Source organism: Dialister histaminiformans (assembly GCF_900103425.1).
Lineage (GTDB): Bacteria > Bacillota > Negativicutes > Veillonellales > Dialisteraceae > Allisonella > Allisonella histaminiformans.
On record NZ_FMXA01000010.1, the window covers coordinates 22,058 to 38,382 of the forward strand.

At 47.9% G+C, this 16,325-nt stretch carries 13 protein-coding genes and 1 other annotated feature; of the genes, 2 read left to right on the plus strand and 11 right to left on the minus strand.

The genetic code is table 11. The features are described 5' to 3' along the window. Nucleotides 1-5: 5 nt before the first annotated feature. Both ylxM and dusB read right to left on the minus strand, forming a co-directional pair. Complete coding sequence (gene ylxM / locus BLQ79_RS04585; RefSeq protein WP_091364349.1) at nucleotides 6-329, minus strand: YlxM family DNA-binding protein; 324 nt, start codon at nucleotides 327-329, stop codon at nucleotides 6-8. 61 nt (nucleotides 330-390) lie between these two features. Further along, nucleotides 391-1,371 (minus strand): tRNA dihydrouridine synthase DusB, encoded by a 981-nt coding sequence (dusB, locus tag BLQ79_RS04590; RefSeq protein ID WP_091364351.1) that lies wholly within the window; start codon nucleotides 1,369-1,371, stop codon nucleotides 391-393. Between the two features lie 296 nt (nucleotides 1,372-1,667). Here dusB and BLQ79_RS04595 point away from each other — a divergent pair, with 296 nt between their 5' ends. Beyond that, a complete protein-coding gene (locus tag BLQ79_RS04595) occupies nucleotides 1,668-3,428 on the plus strand; it encodes a 1-deoxy-D-xylulose-5-phosphate synthase (protein WP_091364352.1) in 1,761 nt (586 codons plus the stop codon). Nucleotides 3,429-3,509: 81 nt separating this feature from the next. Here the strand turns inward: BLQ79_RS04595 and BLQ79_RS04600 are convergent, their stop codons facing one another. From BLQ79_RS04600 to gyrB, 5 genes are all read right to left on the minus strand, one after another. Beyond that, nucleotides 3,510-4,076, minus strand: coding sequence for a TM2 domain-containing protein (locus BLQ79_RS04600; RefSeq protein WP_234944927.1), 567 nt, complete (start codon nucleotides 4,074-4,076; stop codon nucleotides 3,510-3,512). Between the two features lie 288 nt (nucleotides 4,077-4,364). Continuing rightward, entirely contained in the window at nucleotides 4,365-5,696 is a 1,332-nt protein-coding gene (locus tag BLQ79_RS04605; protein ID WP_091364354.1) for a dicarboxylate/amino acid:cation symporter, read from the minus strand. 144 nt (nucleotides 5,697-5,840) lie between these two features. Continuing rightward, nucleotides 5,841-6,080: a binding site (T-box leader), on the minus strand. A 49-nt stretch (nucleotides 6,081-6,129) separates the two neighbouring features. Beyond that, a complete protein-coding gene (locus BLQ79_RS04610; RefSeq protein ID WP_091364356.1) occupies nucleotides 6,130-7,755 on the minus strand; it encodes an FAD-dependent oxidoreductase in 1,626 nt (541 codons plus the stop codon). A 14-nt stretch (nucleotides 7,756-7,769) separates the two neighbouring features. Continuing rightward, on the minus strand, nucleotides 7,770-8,327 hold the full coding sequence (gene ahpC / locus BLQ79_RS04615; RefSeq protein ID WP_091364441.1) for an alkyl hydroperoxide reductase subunit C: 558 nt from the start codon (nucleotides 8,325-8,327) through the stop codon (nucleotides 7,770-7,772). 407 nt (nucleotides 8,328-8,734) lie between these two features. Further along, entirely contained in the window at nucleotides 8,735-10,684 is a 1,950-nt protein-coding gene (gene gyrB, locus BLQ79_RS04620) for a DNA topoisomerase (ATP-hydrolyzing) subunit B (protein WP_091364357.1), read from the minus strand. 273 nt (nucleotides 10,685-10,957) lie between these two features. On the opposite strand from gyrB, the gene BLQ79_RS04625 reads away from it, so the two are divergent. Then, complete coding sequence (locus BLQ79_RS04625; protein WP_091364359.1) at nucleotides 10,958-11,875, plus strand: transglycosylase domain-containing protein; 918 nt, start codon at nucleotides 10,958-10,960, stop codon at nucleotides 11,873-11,875. A 97-nt stretch (nucleotides 11,876-11,972) separates the two neighbouring features. Here BLQ79_RS04625 and mnmA read toward each other — a convergent pair whose 3' ends face one another. From mnmA to potE, 4 genes are all read right to left on the minus strand, one after another. Beyond that, a complete protein-coding gene (gene mnmA, locus BLQ79_RS04630) occupies nucleotides 11,973-13,025 on the minus strand; it encodes a tRNA 2-thiouridine(34) synthase MnmA (RefSeq protein WP_200779827.1) in 1,053 nt (350 codons plus the stop codon). Between the two features lie 191 nt (nucleotides 13,026-13,216). Next, nucleotides 13,217-13,879: a TerC family protein gene (locus BLQ79_RS04635; protein WP_091364360.1), complete on the minus strand. Its 663-nt coding sequence runs from the start codon at nucleotides 13,877-13,879 to the stop codon at nucleotides 13,217-13,219. Nucleotides 13,880-14,070: 191 nt separating this feature from the next. Then, nucleotides 14,071-14,772, minus strand: coding sequence for a TerC family protein (locus tag BLQ79_RS04640; protein WP_234944928.1), 702 nt, complete (start codon nucleotides 14,770-14,772; stop codon nucleotides 14,071-14,073). Between the two features lie 212 nt (nucleotides 14,773-14,984). After that, the gene (gene potE / locus BLQ79_RS04645) at nucleotides 14,985-16,289 is read right to left on the minus strand and encodes a putrescine-ornithine antiporter (protein ID WP_091364362.1); all 1,305 of its coding nucleotides are present in this window, start codon (nucleotides 16,287-16,289) and stop codon (nucleotides 14,985-14,987) included. Nucleotides 16,290-16,325 lie beyond the last annotated feature (36 nt).

The window sequence follows — 16,325 nt, forward strand, 5'->3', positions numbered from 1 at the left end:
CACCTTCATTCTGCTAACAATTCCAATAAGGGAGCTGCTTCTTCCTTCTGCCTGTCCGTAAGGAGGGTCAGGAGCTTTTCTGCAGCCTTTGCTTTCTGTTTTTTTCTGGAGAGCATCCGGAGGGCCTTTTCATAGCCGGCCAGCTGTTCTTCCCCATGACGCATGGCATCATGGACTGCCTGACGGGAAATATGGAAATATTCAGCGATTTCCGCCAGTGTCAGATTTTCATTATAATACAGGTCCAGACATTCCCGCTGGCGCGCTGTGAGCAGCATGCCATAGCAGTCCAGCAGTTCTGCCTTTTCTACAATGTTTTCTATCGACATATTTTCACCATTACGAAGGACATTATATCAACCCCTGTATTACGTGTCAAGTATTTTTTCTTTACACGCACCTGAACTGTTCCTTATAGGCGTGGAGCAGTTGTATGAATTCTTTTTCTGTCTGGGCCTTCATAATGCCCCGGCGAAGTTCCGTAGCCTTCCGGAGACCGTGAAAATAATGGCTGGCATGGGCCCGCATTTCCCGTACCGCCACATATTCTCCCTTCCAGGCCGCCAGCCCTTTCAGGTGAAGTTCCGCCATATCCAGACGTTCTTCCGGCGTCGGATCCGGGAGTATGGTCCCATTTTCCAGATATGCGTTGATGGATTCAAAGACCCAGGGATTTCCCCAGGCCGCCCGGCCTACGGCTACACCGGCGCATCCTGTCTCATCCATAAGGCGTTTGGCTGACGGGCCGTCTACCACATCTCCGTTGCCAAACACAGGGATGGATACCGCATCCACTACCTGGCGTATGACATCCCAGTGGGCATGCCCCATATACATTTCCTTTCTTGTGCGTCCATGCACGGTGATGGCCGCCGCTCCGGCTTCTTCCACTGCCTGCGCCAGTTCCACACAGTTAATGGATCCTTCATCCCAACCAATGCGCATCTTTACCGTAACCGGTATGGAAACGGCCTTTACCATAGCTCTGACAATATCTGCCGCCAGACTCACATTCTTCATCAGTGCGGATCCTTCTCCGTTGCGGACGATTTTCTGCATAGGACATCCCATATTGATGTCCACCGCATCCGCCCCTGCCTTTTCCACTTCCCTGGCTCCCAGGGCCATGATGTCCGGGTCGCTGCCAAACAGCTGGATAGATACCGGATGTTCCCTGTCAGAAATCTTCAGCATATGTTCTGTCTTTTCATTCTTATAGTAGAGCCCTTTTGCGCTCACCATTTCCGTAGTGGTCATGGCTGCCCCGTGCTCCATCACAATGACACGATAGGGCAGATCACAGATGCCGGCCATAGGCGCCAGTACCGCCCAGCCTTTTAACGTCAGGTTTCCAATCTGCGGTTTCTTCATTTTCCAATCTCCTATAATAAAGTATTATATATATTATTCTATACATAGCGTTGTATTTACAGACACTCATTATACCACAGAAAAAAATCTTTCACCTTCCCAGAACCCCCATGCTGTCGGAGCTTTCCCCAACTTTTATTCTTTCTGCGGTCAAATAGTATACATTCATACTTGCCACTTGCATAACAAATATCTTATCATGAGAATGTATTTTAATCTGAAAATTTAAAACGCAACCTATAGAAGCTCTCTATGGGCAGGGATTCTATCTATAGGATTGAAAGGACGATTCAACTATGTATCTGGAAAAAATCAACAGCCCAGAGGATATAAAACAATATACCGCCCAGGACAGGAAAAAGCTGGCGGAAGAAATGCGCCAGGCCATCATTCAGCGGGTAAGCGTACATGGCGGTCATCTGGGACCTGATCTCGGTTTTGTAGAAGCATCCATTGCCCTGCATACCGTTTTTAACTCACCGGAAGACAAGATTGTATTTGATGTATCCCATCAGTGCTACCCTCACAAAATGCTGACCGGACGCAGTCAGGCCTACCTGTCCCCGGAACATTATGACGATGTCTCCGGATATACCAATCCGGATGAAAGTGAACATGACTTTTTTAACGTAGGTCATACATCCACTTCCCTCTCCCTGGCCTCCGGGCTGGCCAAAGCCAGAGACCTGAAAGGGACGCATGAAAATATCATCGCCGTCATCGGCGACGGATCCATGAGCGGCGGCGAAGCGCTGGAAGGGCTGGATACTATCGGAGAAATGGGCACCAACCTGATCATTGTGTTCAATGACAATAATCAGTCCATTGCCGAAGTGCATGGCGGCATGTATAAGCAGTTTGCCAAACTCAGAGAAACCCATGGACAATATCCGCACAACCTTTTTCGGGCCATGGGTCTGGACTACCGGTTTGTTGAACATGGCAATGATACGGAAGAACTGATCCGTGTATTCAGGGAAGTAAAGGACATTGACCATCCTATAGTGATTCACGTAGTCACCCGTAAGGGACTGGGATATAAACCAGCAGAAGAAAACAAGGAAAAATGGCACTCCTGCCGGGGATTTAACATTGCTACCGGTGAAAAAATCGGAAAGGGTCCAAATCCGTACTTTGATACCACCGCTTCCTATCTACTGCACCGCATGAAATGGGATCACAGACTGGCCGCCATTGCTGCCGCCACTCCATCCAACTTCGGATTTACCCCCGATAAACGAAAGGAAGCGGGCAATCAGTACATTGATGTAGGTATTGCAGAAGAACAGGCAGCCGCTATGGCTTCCGGAATGGCAAAAAATGGAGTTCATCCCGTATTTGCCACATCTGCCACCTTCTTGCAGCGCGCCTACGACCAGATTTCACAGGATGTATGTATCAACAACAATCCGGTAACCTTCCTGGTCACCTGGGCGGGGTTTGAAGCAATGAATGATGTGACCCATCTGGGAATCTTTGATATCCCTATGCTCACCTCCATTCCCAATCTCATTTATCTGGCCCCTACTTCAGTGGCCGAATACCGGGCCATCCTGGACTGGTCAATCAACCAGAAGGAACACCCCGTAGCCATCCGTGTCCCGCTGCCCATGTTCACCGACTCCGACAGCCCTGTACAGAGTTCATATGACCGACTCAACCAGTCCCTGGTAACCCACAGCGGAAAAGACATCGCCATCCTGGGTGTCGGCAATATGTATCATGTAGCCAGAAAGGCAGCAGCCCATCTGAAGGATAAGGGGCTGGATGTCACCATAATCAATCCGCTTTTCCTTTCCGGACTGGATACACAGCTCCTTACCCAGCTCATGGACAGCCACCGTCTCGTCGTCACACTGGAAGACGGCGTTCTGGACGGGGGATTTGGCGAAAAAGTCGCCGCCTTCTACGGTCCAACCACTATGCGGGTAATGAACTTCGGACTGAAAAAGGAATTCCGTGACCGTTATGACCGGCAGGAACTGGCACAGGAAAATCACCTCACAGAAGAACAGATTGCTTCCGACGTATGGGACGCCTTCTGCCAGCTGAAATAAATTTCACTTTTGAGACAGCAAAAAACAGACCTGACAATGTCAGGCCTGTTTTTTTATGCACATATTACTTTCCCACGGGTATTACATGTAGATGCATCCATCGGCATCTGCTTTCTTGGTAATGGCAATGATACCTTCTACCAGAGCGATGAGCGCCGGAATAGAGGTCCAGCAGAATACCAGATAAAGAACCCCCATGAGTGTCTTTCCGGAATAGAATTTATGCGCCCCAAGGCCACCGAGGAAAAATGCCAGAAGAACATAGGTGAGTTTGCTCACTCTCTTCTTTCCTGGAACGTAGGCAGCCGCCTGCTGCTGTGGTCCCTTGGAACTGTTATCAATGTGGATGTTGATATTACCATTTCCTTTGTTCTTTTCTTCCTCTGCCCTGGCTTTTTCTTCCTTGGCCTTGTTGGTAGCGTTCAGTTTGGCAATGCCGAACTGGTTGATGAATTCCTGATTGTTGTCAGTGTTTACCAGCTGATACTGCATAACTACGCCGCTGGCAGAAATCTGCAGCACATTGTCTTCATTGATGGTCAGGGTATCAATATCTGCAAAATTGATGACCTGTGTACTTTCCGGGGAATTAATCTGAATTCCCTTGTCAATAATGGAAATTTCCTGTCCTCTGTCTGTGGTAAGCATAAAATCCCTCTCCTTTGGAGCCTGATGATTATACACCGGCGTGCAGCTGGCAGAGGCCGAGTGTAATCATTACTATGTAAAATTATAAGTTTTATATACCTTTATATTACTATATGGAAAGATTTTCTGTAAAGACAATATAAATCCCCTCTTTTTCTGATTTTCCTCAAAGCCCCCGTCGTTCCGGACATAGAAAATCCTCCTTGGCTCTGATGGCAGCTGGCCATCGGTGCAAAAGAGGATTTTACTGAATCCGGATGTTTTTTCTTATAAGAAAAAATTCAGATTTTATGCATTAACACTTGCTGCATCACCGGAAACATGACGGTCATCATTTTCCAGCACATCCTTCAGATCATGATTGGTCATAGCGCATACAGCGGAGTCAGACCATACATTTTCTGCGGTTTCAATCATATCAATGATGGTGTAGATGGGAAGGATTACGCCCATGAGTCCCAGCGGAGCGCCGATGGAAGACATGAGAGACAGTGTCAGGAAATAGCATCCCATCGGAACACCGGCATTACCAATAGCGGAAATTACGGCAATGACTACCCATACCAGCATAGTGCCAATGGACAGATGGAAACCTGCGTTCTGCATAAGGAACAGGGATGTGGTAAGAATGAAGGCAGCGCATCCGTTCATATTAATAGTCGTGCAGATTGGCAGTACGAAACGGGATACAGAATGGTTGACCTTCATATTTTCTTCCGCAGAAGCCAGAGTTACCGGAAGTGTACCAGCGGAACTCTTAGTGAACAGGGCAACGGCCAGAGCCGGAGACATCTGTCTGAACACCTTAATCGGGTTGAGGCCTCTTGCCAGAAGGAAGAGCGGAATAGTAATGAAAATCTGAATAAAGTTACCGCCAAGTACAACGGCTACATACTTACCAAGAGCACCGATGATGACACCAGCCTGAATCTGAGAAGAAAGCTGAGCCGCATAAGCCATAATGCCTACTGGAAGTGCCCAGAGCAATGCACGGATGAGTGCAAACAGCACTTCCTGCAGTCCATAGATCCCCTTAAGCAGGACTTCCCGGTTTTCTGTCTTCTTCATAAAGGCCAGAGCCAGACCTGTGGCAGCGGAAATAATCAGTACGGAAAGTACATTGCCGCTGAGGAATGGAGCCAGAATATTATTTGGAATGACAGAAAGGAAATGGTCGTAATAAGTCATCTGTTCCAGATCCTGCGGAACAGCGCTGGCACCGGCGCCGATAACGCTGGCCGGCAGATTACCCGGGGCAATCCAGATATACAGACCCATAGCGATTAATGCGGCAGCAAATGTGGTGAGAAGGGTATAGGTTACGGCATGGCCGAAAATCTTACCTGTATTCTTCTGCGCTCCCAGGGCCGCCAGTGTGGTAATGACCGCCAGAGAAATGGTCGGAACGGCGATGAACTGGAACAGACGGGTATATACCTGAGCGATAAAGTTAAAAAGTTCATTAAGCGCGCTGTTGCCCATCCAGCCAAGTCCGGCACCAATGGCCAGGGCCAGAATCCAGATGACGAGCTGACGCTTGTTATGTCCCGCCTGGCCGGCCTTTAATGCGGCATCTGCCTTTTCTCTGACAGTGCTCTGCTGATTGTTATTTACATCCATTTATAAGATCCTCCTTACAATTATCTGATAATCTAATATTCCCACAAGAGCGGACAGGCTGCTTTACAATTGCGCCTGGCCTGCTTCTTCCGTTTGTGATACACAGCCTTCGCCTCCCTTTAGCAAAACAAAAGGCTTCCGTCCCTAAGGGACGAAAGCCTGGCTTCGTGATTCTCACCCAAATTTACAGATATGTCACCATATCTGCCTCTACCGGTACGTGTTCATACCGTAAACGCTTTATCGGGCGTACCCGGAACAGCCTACTCACATTTCAGCTTTCAAGCTCCAGAATGCACTTCAGTCCCATATCCGTACCCGCTCTCACTATCCGGGCTCGCTTTACCGTATTAGAAGACTTACTCTTTCTTTCATTGCTTTATGTGTCATACTATAACGCACATAATGAGGTTTGTCAATATGTGTTTTAAATTTATACTCCAAGAATCTGAAGCAGTTCATCTACGCTCTTCTTGCCGAAATGAACGTCATCCTCATTGATGATAAAGCACGGGACACTCATAATGTTGTACTTATCCTTCATATCCGGATAATGCTGCAGATCATAAACATCTACACTGACATTTGGGCTGCTTGCTGCAATGCGTTCTGCTGCCGCTACCAGATCCGGGCACATAGTGCAGGTAAGGGATACCGCAATATGGATGTTCTTCGGTTCGGAAATAGTTGCAATTCTCTTTTCTGCCTCTTCCCCGATATTCTGTCCCGGGCCGGCAGCATTGTACAGTGCCAGAATAAAGGAATTAAATTCATGACCACCTGGCACCCCATGGAAACGCATGCCCAGGTCATGGCCATCTGCATCAAGAATAGCGATGGTATGCTTCAGATCTTCATTCGGAGCTTCTACCACTTCCGCAGAAATCTTATTGCACAGGGATGCCAGTTCGGTAATCAGCTTTCTGTCATCTTCTGCATAGGAGCTGTTATCCGAATACAGGCGGAGGGTAATCGGCCGTTCCAGCCGGGCCAGAACCGGTGCCAGTGCCTGACGGATATCATCATCCAGGTAAGCGCCACTGGCTGCCTTCGGTGCTTCTGCTTCCTGCTGCGGCGCCTTTGGCGGTGCCTTTCTCACATAATCGCGCTTTACCCCCAGCTGACGATACAGGGTCCCCAGATACTTTTCAAGGGAAGTAGCGGCCACAGCGCCATCCGATACAGCAGTAACTACCTGACGAAGGTTCTTCACGCAGATATCTCCGGCTGCATATACACCGCTCACATTAGTTCTCTGGTCTCGGTCGGTAATAATATATCCGCGGTCATCCAAATCGACCTTGCCTTTAACCAGGCCGTTTTCCGGAGCATAACCAACAAAGACGAACACGCCGCAATAATCACCTTCCGGCGCATTATAAACTCTCTTCTCCCCTGTTTCCGTATCTTCCAGTACCACGCGGCGAATCGCCTGATCTCCGGATACTTCCGCAATGCGGGTATGGGTCAGCAGGGTAACTTTTGGATTTTCCTTCAGTTCATCCACAACCGGGCTGTGAATGGAGAAATCATCACGGCGCACAACCATATACAGTTTGCGTGCATAACGAGTCAGGAAGAGGCCTTCTTCTACGGCAGCAAAACCGCCACCCACTACGAATACATCCTTATCCGTAAAAAATTCGCCGTCACAGGTAGCACAGTATGCCACACCATGACCTTTGAACTCTTCTTCTCCGGCAAAGCCTGCCAGACGCGGATGAGCACCGGCTGCATATATGATACCGGCTGCTGTGAAATCTCCCCGTGTAGTATGTACCGTCTTATAGGTTCCTTCCAGATCCAGTCCTGTCACTTCCGCCGTAAGGAATTCTGCACCAAAAGCTCCTGCCTGACTATGCATCCCTGCAGTGAGCTTTTTGCCATTGGTATAGGGAATCCCCGGGTAGTTTACCACTTCCCCGGTAATGGTAATCTGACCGCCAATAGTATCTTTTTCAATAACCAGTACGTGAAACTGAGCGCGCGCCATATAAATAGCGGCGGAAAGCCCCGCCGGGCCTCCGCCTACTATTATGGCATCATATCTTTTTTCCATGATGCCTCTCCTTTTTATAACTTGCCTACCAGATCGAAAGTCGGCTTAATGGTTTCTGTGCCTGGTTTCCACTTAGCCGGGCAAACCTGGTCACCATGTTCATAAACGAACTGAGATGCTTCTACCTTACGGAGAAGTTCTTCTGCATTACGGCCAATGTTATCAGATACTACTTCATAAGAAGCTACCTTGCCTTCTGGATTGATAACGATAGTTCCACGTTCTGCCATGCCGTCTGCCGGGCTATACAGGCTGAACTGCTTAGTGAGCTGTCCGTTCGGATCACCAATCATAGCATATTCCACATGATTGATTCTATCGGAAGATTCATGCCATGCCTTGTGTACGAAATGGGAATCCATGGATACGGAGTAGATTTCGCAGCCAATCTTCTTGAACTTTTCATAATTGTCCTGAAGGTCTGCCAGTTCAGTCGGGCATACAAAGGTGAAGTCTGCCGGATAGAAGAACAGTACGCTCCACTTGCCAAGAAGATCCTTCTTGGATACCTTGATGAATTCGCCCTGCTTATATGCATCGGCGGTGAAGTCGGAAATTTCCATCTTCAGCATGGATTTTGCCGGTCTCTGTTCCAATTTTTCCTGCAATAACTGTAAAAGCTGTTCATTAGTGATTTCCATAGTGTTTTCCTCCTTTAAGGACATACAAATTCATAAAATTTATACTTATAACTATATTGAAATTTATTGATTTACCTAAGTAGATAATAGCACTCCAGAATAGGTAAGTCAACAAAAAAAATGAACAATTTCAGAACAATTCTCAGCCCCGCCTCCTGGTCCGGCCCTGCCCGCAGGAAGATTACTTCGTACCCCCTCCTTGGGCTCTGTCCACCGCTTTTTGGATGGCAGAAACTCTTATAATTTTATTTTACCATATAATTTTATTTTACCATAAGAAAAGGATGTAAAAAGCATATTCTGCCTTTTACATCCTTTCTGACCACTCCTCCCTGTTTTTACAGGTCCAGGTTGGTTACGTTCTTTGCATTTTCTTCAATGAAGCGGCGTCTTGGTTCTACCTTATCCCCCATAAGCACTTCAAAAATATGGTCTGCTTCCACAGCATCAGTAAGGTCTACACGGAACATAATACGGTGTTTAGGATCCATGGTGGTATCCCAGAGCTGTTCCGGGTTCATTTCCCCAAGCCCCTTGTATCGCTGAATGGTGCATCCTTCCAGCCCGATTTCATTGAGCAGTTTATTCTGTTCATCGTCATCATAGGTATAATATTTCTTTTTGCCTTTTCGCACCTGATACAGCGGAGGCTGGGCAATAAACACATGGCCTTCCGTAATCAGCTGAGGCATATACCGGTAGAAGAATGTGAGCAGAAGAGTACGAATATGCGCACCGTCCACATCCGCATCGGTCATGATGATAATCTTATAATATCTCAGTTTGGAAATATCAAAATCTTCGCCAATTCCAGTACCGAATGCAGTAATCATGGTACGGATGGCATCACTGTTCAGCACGCGGTCCAGTCTGGCCTTTTCTACATTGAGAATCTTGCCTCGCAGCGGAAGAATGGCCTGATATCTTCTGTCACGGCCGCTCTTAGCACTTCCACCTGCGGAGTCCCCTTCGACGATATAGATTTCTGTAAACTTTGGATCTCTTTCCGTGCAGTCAGCCAGTTTTCCAGGCAGGCTGGATACTTCCAGCGCATTCTTACGACGGGTAAGTTCCCTTGCCCGGCGGGCTGCTTCTCTGACGCGGCTGGCTGTAAGTCCTTTGTTAATAATTTCCTTAGCTTCGGCCGGATGTTCTTCCAGATAAACCTTCAGGCCTTCACTGGTGATATTATCCACAATACCCTTTACTTCCAGATTGCCCAGCTTGGTCTTTGTCTGACCTTCGAACTGCGGATTGGGAACCTTGACACTGATAACACAGGTCAGGCCTTCACGGACATCTTCCCCGGACAGATTATCCTCGCTGTCTTTCAGCAAACTATTCTTTCTTGCATAATCATTAAGGCAGCGGGTAAGGGCCGTACGGAAACCGGCCAGGTGCATGCCCCCTTCTATGGTGTTGATATCATTAACGAAGGTGTACATGTTTTCAGTGTATCCGGTCTGATACTGCATGGCAATATCCACAATGACCTTGTCTTTTTCCCCTTCAAAAGCAATGACATCCTTGTTGACCAGATCCTTGCCCTGATTGAGATATCTGACAAATTCAGTAATACCGCCGGCATAATGGAACTGTTCACTCTTCTTCACCCCTTTCCGGTTGTCGGTAAGGGTAATTTTGAGTCCCTTGTTGAGGAATGCCAGTTCTCTTACCCGGATCTTCAGTGTGTCATAGCTGAAATCTGTGCCTTCCTTAAAGATTTCCGGATCCGGCATAAAGGTAACAATAGTACCGGTATCGTGGGATTCCCCGACCACGGTCATTTTTTCCGTTACTGCGCCACGGGAGAAAGCCATTTCATATACCTTGCCGTTTCTGTGAACCTGAACCTTCATCCAGGAAGACAGAGCATTAACTACGGAAACACCTACCCCGTGAAGACCGCCGGAAATTGCATATCCGCCATCCCCGAACTTACCGCCTGCATGGAGAACTGTCAGTACGACTTCCAGTGCCGGCTTGCCCGATTCGTGCATGTCTACCGGAATACCACGGCCATTATCTGTTACCGTGCAACTCCCATCTGGATTGATGGTAACCTGAATGGTGTCACAGAACCCAGCCAGGGCTTCATCGATACTGTTATCTACAATTTCATAAACCAGGTGATGAAGACCGCGGGCCGACGTAGAACCGATGTACATGCCCGGGCGGAGACGAACCGCTTCCAGACCTTCCAGTACTCGTATTTCGTCAGCACTGTAATTAGCATCGCCACGTTCTTCCTCATGATGAGCCTGAATTTCATGAACTTTTTCGCTCATATTTTCTCTCCTGTGCAATAAAAAATCAGCGGGACACCGACGAGCCGCTGGATATGACTCAAAAATGCGCATAGAACGCCTGTATTTTCAATAAATTCATTATAACATATTAAGGGGATAAGCGCACCCCCTCCGGCCATTCTATACGCCTTTTATAAGCGATTCTGCTTAAAAAGCAATTCTGTTTGCCTCTTCATATTCCGGTTTTTCCTTTTTCCTGTTCCATGCTAGAATAAAGACAGTTAAAAATCAGTTGTATAAAAAAGAGAACTCATGAAAAAATATATTATCACACTGTTTCTCTTAATTTCTGTATACTTTGGTTATTCCTACGGTGTAAGCTCTCCTGAATCCGGCGACAGTGCCTCATCTTCCGTTGCCTCGCATCTGGAAAATGCCATCACCCCGGCCAAAAGCTCCCTCATCCATCTCCTGGGAAAGGACAGTACCAACTCTGCAGCCCCGGATGATGCGGAAACCCTTCCTGCCGATCAGGAAGAAGGGCCTGACAACAAACCGCTTCCCGAGGAATCGTTCACTGAAAAGGTCAGCGATGTTACGGATTTTAAAGAGAAACTGGAAACCCGTATACAACGGGAAACCTTCACTCCTCTTAAGAAAATCAACCCCATGCTCGTCCAAGCCCTGGTCGACACGGAAGACAAACGTTTCTATGAACACGGTGCCCTGGACCTGGTCGGTGTAGCCCGTGCTGCGGTGGCCAATTATATGGCCGGACGGACCGTACAGGGAGGGAGCACCCTTTCCCAGCAGACAGTAAAAAACATATTCCTTTCCAACCATCGCACATTCTCCCGGAAAGTGCAGGAACTGCTTCTGGCCATACAGCTGGAACGGAATTACAGTAAAGATGAAATCCTGGAACTGTATCTTAATACCATTTATTTTGGTCACGGTGCCTATGGCGTAGCCAACGCCTCAGAGGTTTATTTTGGGAAAACTCCGGAACAGCTCAACCTGGCCCAATGCGCCATGCTGGCCGGTCTCCCACAGGCCCCATCCGCCTATGACCCGTTGAACCACCCGCAGGCGGGCATGAAACGCATGCAGACAGTACTCGCCCTCATGGTGGAAGCCGGAGACATCCAACCTGAACAGGCACAGGCCGCCCCGGCCCATTTATGGGACAAAGGCAGCCTCCGGATACCTGGTAATCCCAGAAAAAAATAATTTATTCCGAAAACAGTAAAAGTCGTGAATGCCATACTTCCTTTGCATGGCATCACGACTTTTTATATGAGCAAACCAGTGGATATTCCGCTAACAGTTACAGCGGTCTTACAATGGTACCTCCCCCAATCAGGCGGTCTCCATCATAAAATACTACAGACTGTCCGGTAGTAATGGCTCTCTGTGGTTCATCAAAGACAACCCGGGCACGGCCATCCCGCTGAATATGCACTTCTGCCGGATGTACACTGACCCCATACCGAATCTTGGCTTCACAGCGGAAAGTTTCTCCTGGTACCTGTCCATCGGTAAAATCCAGATCATCTGCCAGCAATCTCTGGCGGAACAAATCTTCATTGGAACCGACAATGACCTGATTCTTCTTTCCATCCAGAGCCACTACATAGAGCGGATGTCGGGAAGCAATGCCCAGCCCGCGGCGCTGCCCTATGGTGTAACGGGGAATTCCCTTGTGTTTTCCCAGTACCCGGCCATCCAGATCTACAATATCTCCTGGATGGAACACCTGCGGCGCATGCTTTTCCAGATAGTCCACATAGGTCTCTCCCTGTCCGAGGAAGCAGATATCCTGAGATTCCGGACGATTGTACACAGGCAGTCCCTTATCCTTTGCTATCTTGCGGGTATCGGTCTTATGTGTCCGTCCCAGTGGGAAAATAATATGTGCCAGCTGATCCTGTGTCAGATGATACATCATATAGGACTGATCCTTCTTCAGGTCCAGTGCCTTATCTACTTCATAGAAGCCTCTGTCCGGATCATAGATAATACGGGCATAGTGTCCGGTAGCAAAATACGGGCAATCAAAAAATGCCCGGGCCCTATCATAAAACACACCAAACTTCACCTTGAAATCGCAGAGTACACAGGGATTCGGTGTAATTCCCTTCTGATAAGAATCCACAAAATAACGCAGCACAATATCCTTGTAAATATCCCGCAGGTCAATTACCGTATGTGGGATTCCCAGGAAAGCGGCCATTTTGGCGGCATCGCTTAAATCCTGTCCATCAAAGAGCATCATGCTCGCGCCATGTACATCATACCCTGCCTCCTGCAGAAGACGGGCAGTCAGCGTACTGTCTACGCCGCCGGACATGGCCACTACTACCTTTTTCTTTTCTGTCATACAAATCCTTTCCCGGGGCGGGTTCTGCATGCTGTCCAACTTGCAGTCACCACAGTCCTGCCCCTGTAACCATCAAATCGCTACGGAGTGAAAGTCCGAAGGATACCGTGATATTATACCATAACCACAGGCAAAGGCATGAAAAAAAGATCTGCAAAAATTATTTTCACAGACCTTTTTCTATATGAGTATTACTGTGCTTTAGATGCGCGTTTTTTCCAGATATAGCCCCATACCCCTACCAGGATGGCTCCGCCGATTTCCAGCGGCAGTTTCCAGGATGTGGACAGTGCCAGTGTGGCATCGGATACCACCAGACCACCGGAAGACCAGCCGATAAGCATACCTGCCAGATAAACAACGATAGGAAATCTATCCATAATCTTCACAATGATAGTGGATCCAAAAAGAATAATCGGCACAGAGAAAAGCATACCGAAGACCACCATGCCCAGATGTCCATTAGTTGCCCCTACAATAGCCAGAACATTATCCAAACTCATAATGGCATCCGCTGCAATAATGGTAACAATGGCCCCCATCAGCGTATTCTTACTCTTAATGTCCGGTGTCTCTTCATCTTCCTGCTCTCCAATCAACTTTGCCCCGATATAGAACAGAATCAGTGCTCCCACCACTTTCAGATAAGGAATCTGCATAAGTTCCACGGCAATAGCCGCCAGAATAAAACGACAGCCTACCGCCCCCATGGCCCCAAAAAAGATGGCCTTTTTCCGGAGATGGACATCCAGATTTTTAGCCGCCATAGCGATAACGGCCGCATTGTCTCCCCCTAATGCCAGATCAAGAAATACAACAGAAAGTACATTGGAAACCAACTGCCAGAGTGTCATTGTTCATACCCTTTCTTCCCGGAGAACCTGTACTGTTCTCCGTCTCTACCACACTTTTCAGACTTCCGAAACCAGGAATCTCCTCAGTTCGTCAGCCCGACTTTCTCGTCACTGGCCGGGAAAGAAATTGTTCATAAAATGGCAGAGGCCATAGAAAGATTGAAATTATCTTCTATAGCCTCTGCGCAGAATTACTTGTCAAATTCAACTGACTGATTTACCGGTACTGCAGCCGGCCGGCGCATTCTCCTACGCACATAGCCAGCAGCAAGAATCAGGAATGTCAGCGCCACTTCCAGAGGAAGTTTGAAACCATCCGCCAGTCCCAGGGATGCGTCGGTGGCAATCATGCCGCCAGCCGCCCAGCCGATAACCATTGCCGCCACATAGATGGCAACCGGAAAGCGATCCATCAGCTTAAGAACCAGTGTACTTCCGAATACAATAATCGGAACAGAAATAACCATGCCGAAGGCAAGCATTCCCAGATGTCCGTCTGTAGCACCTACAATAGCCAGTACATTATCAAGGCTCATAATCACATCGGCCAGGATAATGGTTCGAATAGCGCCGCCCAGTGTCTGGCTGCTCTTAATTTCTTTTTCGCCATCGTCCTCGCCCGCTATAAGTCCCATACCGATCCAGAGAAGAATGACGGCCCCCACCGTCTTCAGGAAAGGAATCTGCATGAGATACGTGGCAACTACTGCTAAAACAAAACGCGCAATCACTGCACCAGCTGTACCTATAAGAATCGCCTTTTTACGAAGTTTGTGATTCAGGTTCTTAGCCGCCATACCGATAACTGCGGAATTATCTGCACCCAGTGCAAGATCCAGCAAAATTACCTGTGCAATCATGATTGCGTAGCCCAATCCATTTGAAAGGTCCAATATATGTTCTCCTTATCTTAAACGTCCGCTTGTGCGGAATAGAAAGCATATGTTGAAAGTTTCAACCTGTTAAGTTGTCAACATCTTACGTATTGAGCATAGCAAAAACAGAGTAATAATGCAATATCCCGAAAATATTTTGCATATTTATATTTTTTATTGCTTTTTACTGATTTATGTTATGACTTTAGTTACGCATGTATCACGACCCCTTACTTCTCGAACGACGGAGCAAGGAAACCATACAGTGTAAGTCCAAAAAAGAATACCAGGGCGGCTGCCATCATAGCATCGGCGCCGGCAGCATAACAGGCATACAGGGTGTACAGCGAACCCACAAAGGATGCAATCATAGGCAGACGGAGCTCCTCCCTGCTTCCATGACCAGCCTTTATCATAATCAGCTCCATAGCTGCCATGCAGAAAAAATAAGGCACTATATTGGTGATGACAGCCAGATTGGCCAGCACTTCAAACTGTTCATTCAGAGATGGACTGATAGTCATCAGCGAAAGACCGGTCTGAATCAATCCGGCAATCACCATACCAGCCACCGGTGCCTCATACCGGTTTACTGACGCAAAAACGGAAGGGTAGAATCCTTTCAGTGCTGCCGCACGATACATATTGCCTCCAGTAAACTGCCACCCAAGAAGAGACCCAAGACAGGCAATACACATCAGCGCCATAACCACTTTTCCTGCCAGTGGCCCGAACATATATGCAAAGGCCAGCCCGAAAGGCGCATTGCTCTCTGCTACTTGCGATGCTGGAAGCAGGCCAAAAATCACATTGGTAGAAAGAATATATATCACGGCGCTGCCCAGAGTACCCCCCAGTACAGCAATGGGCACATTGCGTTCTGGGTTTTCTACCGCATCCGCATTGACGCAGGCCGACTCCAGTCCCAGAAAAGCCCAGAGGGTCATGACCACAGACTGCAGAATGCCCTGGCTGAACGGAAGATTCTGTACATTCCAGTTCGCCACAAACAGAGCAGGAGAAAAGAAGAACCATCCAGCAGTAGCAATTATAAATACAGGGACCAGTACCCCAAGAATGGTAATTCCGCCAATCCGTCCGGTAATGTCAGCCCCTCTGAAATTAGGTACTGTCGTAAGCCAGATAACGCCTATGGTATAAAGACAGGTGGGGACCGCTCCCAGGGAAATACCCAGGCAGGTCGCGCCATACCCTACCGCAGACAGAGCAATGGCCACGTTGGATACCAAAATGGATACTGTATAGACATAGCAGCACAGGAAATTACCTGCCGTGCCAAAAGCATATTCGGCATACCCGCTCATACCACCTGCTTTTCTGCTGTACATTCCGCATTTGGCAAATGCGTAAGCCAGACAGGTAGAACAAAAGGTGGTTATGATCCATGAAAGAATGGATATACCTCCCACCTGAGCCAGACTGGCCGGAAGGAGAATGATTCCTGCACCAATCATATTGACTGCCGTAAGAAGCATAAGTTCCCAGACACTCATTTTTGAATTCGTATCGCTCATTTTGCACCTCAGGAAAAGGAATCTTACATCCGCTTT

Bases quoted from the DNA above. Each gene is read 5' to 3' on its own strand.
- potE (WP_091364362.1), bottom strand. From the start codon at position 16,289: ATGAGCGATACGAATTCAAAAATGAGTGTCTGGGAACTTATGCTTCTT.
- BLQ79_RS04605 (WP_091364354.1), bottom strand. From the start codon at position 5,696: ATGGATGTAAATAACAATCAGCAGAGCACTGTCAGAGAAAAGGCAGAT.
- gyrB (WP_091364357.1), bottom strand. From the start codon at position 10,684: ATGAGCGAAAAAGTTCATGAAATTCAGGCTCATCATGAGGAAGAACGT.
- dusB (WP_091364351.1), bottom strand. From the start codon at position 1,371: ATGAAGAAACCGCAGATTGGAAACCTGACGTTAAAAGGCTGGGCGGTA.
- ahpC (WP_091364441.1), bottom strand. From the start codon at position 8,327: ATGCTGAAGATGGAAATTTCCGACTTCACCGCCGATGCATATAAGCAG.
- BLQ79_RS04625 (WP_091364359.1), top strand. From the start codon at position 10,958: ATGAAAAAATATATTATCACACTGTTTCTCTTAATTTCTGTATACTTT.
- BLQ79_RS04635 (WP_091364360.1), bottom strand. From the start codon at position 13,879: ATGACACTCTGGCAGTTGGTTTCCAATGTACTTTCTGTTGTATTTCTT.
- mnmA (WP_200779827.1), bottom strand. From the start codon at position 13,025: ATGACAGAAAAGAAAAAGGTAGTAGTGGCCATGTCCGGCGGCGTAGAC.
- BLQ79_RS04600 (WP_234944927.1), bottom strand. From the start codon at position 4,076: ATGCTTACCACAGACAGAGGACAGGAAATTTCCATTATTGACAAGGGA.
- ylxM (WP_091364349.1), bottom strand. From the start codon at position 329: ATGTCGATAGAAAACATTGTAGAAAAGGCAGAACTGCTGGACTGCTAT.
- BLQ79_RS04595 (WP_091364352.1), top strand. From the start codon at position 1,668: ATGTATCTGGAAAAAATCAACAGCCCAGAGGATATAAAACAATATACC.
- BLQ79_RS04610 (WP_091364356.1), bottom strand. From the start codon at position 7,755: ATGGAAAAAAGATATGATGCCATAATAGTAGGCGGAGGCCCGGCGGGG.